The sequence below is a fragment of the Halomonas sp. genome (assembly GCF_052095695.1).
Taxonomy (GTDB): Bacteria; Pseudomonadota; Gammaproteobacteria; order Pseudomonadales; family Halomonadaceae; genus Vreelandella.
On record NZ_JBQDLQ010000157.1, the window covers coordinates 1 to 3898 of the forward strand.

Genomic DNA, 3898 nt, shown 5'->3' on the forward strand with positions numbered 1-3898 from the left:
CTCGTCGCCAAAAAACTGATCGTTGTAGAAGAAATTACAGCTCAAGCGCTCAATAAACTCACCAAGCGCCGAGCATAGTGCGCTCTCTTTGGTTGCCCCCTTACCGTTGGTAAAGCACATGGGAGAGGCGGCATCGCGAATATGCAGCGACCAAACATGAGGCACTATATTACGCCAGGAGGCTATTTCAATCTTCATGCCCAGCTCCGCCAGCATCGCGCTCATATTGGCGATGGTTTGCTCTAGCGGTAAGTCTTTTCCTGCAATGTAAGTACTGCCACCTTCCGGCGCGCCTATCAGTAGCGCCTGGGCATCCTCATCAATGTTTTCGACCGTTTCAATTTGAAAATCAGGGCCTGTTTGCACCACTTTTTTAACCGTGCAGCGGTCGATTGAGCGCAAAATCCCCTGGCGATCCTTCTCGGAAATATCTTCCGGAAGTTCGACTTGAATTTTAAAGATCTGCTTATAGCGGTCTTCTGGATCGACGATGTTGTTCTGCGAGAGGCGAATATTTTCGGTAGGAATATCCCGCGCGTTGCAGTACACCTTCACAAAATAGGCCGCGCACATGGCAGAAGATGCCAGGAAATAGTCGAAAGGACCCGGCGCCGAACCATCGCCTTTATAGCGGATAGGCTGGTCAGAAATGACCGTAAAGTCGTCGAACTTAGCCTCTAGCCGGAGGTTATCGAGATAGTTAACTTTAATTTCCATGTACGAGCATCCGGGGGTAATGAACTTGGCTAGGCGTTTGAATAAACAGGGCCGTAGGCTGATTGGCTGCCATTATCCAGTTTTTACCCCGTTTCGTCTTGTATGCGTTAACTCCCGCTAAACTTGCCCATAAAATATTCAGAAGCGTTTAAAAAATTATCTGCAAGTGGGTGATTACCCATGCAGCATGTTTTCTGCTTCGTTTTCACTAACGCCCATCATTAGTAAAATTTGACGCTGCGTTGCCGTCAGCACCTGTTTGCCCTCGTCTTCTCCAGGCAAACTTTTGGCAAGGGCCACAGCGCCTATCAACGATGCCAATATGACCCTAGCCTTATCAGCAATCACGTTACGGTCATTGGCGAAAGGCAGTTTCTTCAACTTCCCGAGCGCCGTGAGCCGGGTTTCGAGCATCTTTTTCATACGTGAATAAGATGCTTCAAACAGAGTACGGATTTCTTCTTTTTCGCTGCCAATCTCATTGAAAAGTACTGCTTCTGGGCCCGGTTCGTGCTTACTAACCAATTCTTGAAGATTGCAGTAATTGGCGACCAGATCAGTCAAGTGTTGCACCGATAGCGGTCCTTTCACCAACCTTGCCGCCCGGCTTTTATCCAGCGTAAGGCGTACTGACTCGTTGTAGAGCGCTTCTTTTGAAGAAAAATGCGTATAAAAGGCGCCATGAGTCATCTTTGCGAGCGTCATAATTTGCCCAATAGACACCTTCTGAAAGCCTTTACGGCTGAATAACTCCGCGGCGGAGGCCAAAATACGCGCTTTCGTTTTCGATTTATGGCTTTGGGGATAAGGCATAGTTACCTCGTCGTATACCAATAGAATATGACCTTGATCATATCTTGTCTGGTGCTAGGCTGGCGACATCAATAACTCTGGAATCGCTATGCAATCACCTATTGTTATTACCGGCATGGGCATGGTCAGCCCACTAGGAAGCAACGTTAATACAAGCTGGGAACGACTGTTAAAAGGCCAGTCCGGCATCAGTACGATCAGCCGCTTCGATACCAGCGATATTCCCATCAAAATTGCCGGCGTCGTTCCTGAACACCGCAATGACCCGGCTGGCGGGATTGATCTGGACAGTATTGCCGACCCGAAAGAACGCCGCAAAATGGATCTGTTTAGCCTGTATGCGCTAGCCGCCGCTCAGGAAGCGTTGCAACAGGCCAACTGGCAGCCATCGGAACACGCCCAAAAGCGCCGAACAGCGACGATTATTGGCTCGGGCATCGGCGGCTTCCCGACCATAACTCAAGCGCAAAAAACACTAGCTGAACGCGGCTATCGTAAAATATCGCCCTTCACCGTACCCGCTTTTTTAGCCAATCTGGCAGCCGGCAACCTGTCGATTCGCTATGGCTTTCAAGGCCCGTTAGGTTGCCCGGTAACGGCCTGTGCGGCAGGCTTGCAAGCCATTGGCGATGGCATGCGCATTATCCGCAGCGGTGAAGCCGATGTGGCACTCGTCGGCGGTGCAGAGTCATGCATCGACCCGCTTTCGCTGGCCAGCTTCAACGCGTTAAAAGCACTTTCCACTGAATCTACCACACCTGAGCGCGCCTCTAGGCCGTTCGACAAAGACCGTAACGGCTTTGTGATGGGTGAAGGCGCGGGCGTTATAGTGATAGAAACGCTTGATCATGCCCTTGCCCGTGGCGCCACACCGCTGGCGGTCATTAGCGGCTACGGCACCAGCGCGGATGCACACCACATTACCGCCGGGCCAGAAGATGGTGCAGGTGCAGCCCTAGCGATTCAAGCAGCTCTTGGCATGGCCGGCCTTTCCAAAGATGCCATTAATCATATCAACGCCCACGCAACGTCCACGCCGGTTGGCGACCGCGCTGAAATCGCCTCGTTACGCAACGTGTTTGGCCCCCTGCTGCCCGACATACCGATTTCAGCCACTAAGTCGTCTACAGGCCACCTGTTAGGGGCAGCCGGAGGTATAGAAAGCATTTTTTCTGTCATGGCCGCGATAACTGACCAACTGCCGCCAACCATTAACCTTGAGCACTGCGACGACGAGATGCAGGACTTAAACTTTGTCACCGTCAGCCCACGCGCTCATGCCACCCAGCATGTGCTATGCAATGGATTTGGCTTTGGAGGCGTTAACGCAGCGCTGATTATCAGCAAGATCAAGCGCTAAGTTTTGAAGGGCTCAGTTTTGCAGAGCTCGGTTTTGCAGAGCTCGGTTTTGAAGGGCTCGGTTTTGAAGGGCTCGGTTTTGAAGGGCTATGCCTTGAGCAAAAACGGTAATACTTCTTCTAACAGCTGCTCGGGAAGTTCTTCAGCAATATAATGGCCGCAGGGAAGCGACTTTCCTTCAACATGAGAGGCCACTTTGCACCATTCGTCCAAGGCATCGAAGCAAGCCGCGATTGCCCCCTCAGCTCCCCACATCACTTTCAATGGGCAGCTCAGCTTAATGCCTGAATCAATGTCCGCCTGGTCGTGCACTAAATCAATCGTGGCGCTGGCGCGATAGTCGCCGCAAATACCGGTGGCGGTACCGGGCAGTGATAAACAGCGCTCGTATTCCGCCAGCGCTTCGACTGAAAAAGGCGCCATACCGGCGCTACGCGCTCCCATAACACTTTCTAGGTACTGAGCAGGATCGCTGCTAATCAGCAGTTCTGGCAGCGGTTGCGGGCGAATAAGAAAGAACCAGTGCCAGTAAGAGCGTGCAAAAGCCTCTGACGTGCCACGATACATGGCCAGCGTAGGCGCAATATCCAGCAGCACCATGCGCGCTACTCGCTGGGCATGGTCAACGCCTAGCCGGTGAGCAACGCGGGCACCTCGATCGTGGGCCAGCACTTTAAAGCGCTCAAAACCTAATACTGTCATGAGCTCCGCCATGTCGTTCGCCATGGTGCGCTTGGCATAGTTGAGGTGCTCGGTATCATCGTCAGGTTTACTGCTATCGCCGTAACCACGAAGATCAGCCGCTATCACCGTAAAATGCTCGGCAAGCGACGCCGCGACTTTATGCCAAATCACGTGGGTCTGCGGATGACCGTGAAGCAACAGCAGCGCGGGGCCACTGCCGCCCATGCGAAAAGTAATATCTACCGAGTTAACGTGGCACTGGTGTCATCATAATCTATAGCGGCACTGGTATGGATACGGCCAGCAACCTATGCATTTCAGGCTT

At 52.3% G+C, this 3898-nt stretch carries 4 protein-coding genes; 1 reads left to right on the top strand and 3 read right to left on the bottom strand.

Annotation, left to right across the window (positions count from 1 at the left end):
• On the bottom strand, positions 1–717 hold a 717-nt coding region (locus ACTH5D_RS17505), incomplete at its 3' end, for an OsmC family protein (RefSeq protein WP_441673461.1).
• A gap of 174 nt (positions 718–891) precedes the next feature.
• A complete protein-coding gene (locus ACTH5D_RS17510) occupies positions 892–1530 on the bottom strand; it encodes a TetR/AcrR family transcriptional regulator (protein ID WP_441673463.1) in 639 nt (212 codons plus the stop codon).
• 88 nt (positions 1531–1618) lie between these two features.
• Here ACTH5D_RS17510 and fabF point away from each other — a divergent pair, with 88 nt between their 5' ends.
• A complete protein-coding gene (gene fabF / locus ACTH5D_RS17515; protein WP_441673465.1) occupies positions 1619–2890 on the top strand; it encodes a beta-ketoacyl-ACP synthase II in 1272 nt (423 codons plus the stop codon).
• A gap of 86 nt (positions 2891–2976) precedes the next feature.
• On the opposite strand, the gene ACTH5D_RS17520 is transcribed toward fabF, so the two are convergent.
• Complete coding sequence (locus ACTH5D_RS17520; protein ID WP_441673467.1) at positions 2977–3798, bottom strand: alpha/beta fold hydrolase; 822 nt, start codon at positions 3796–3798, stop codon at positions 2977–2979.
• Between the last annotated feature and the right edge of the window lie 100 nt (positions 3799–3898).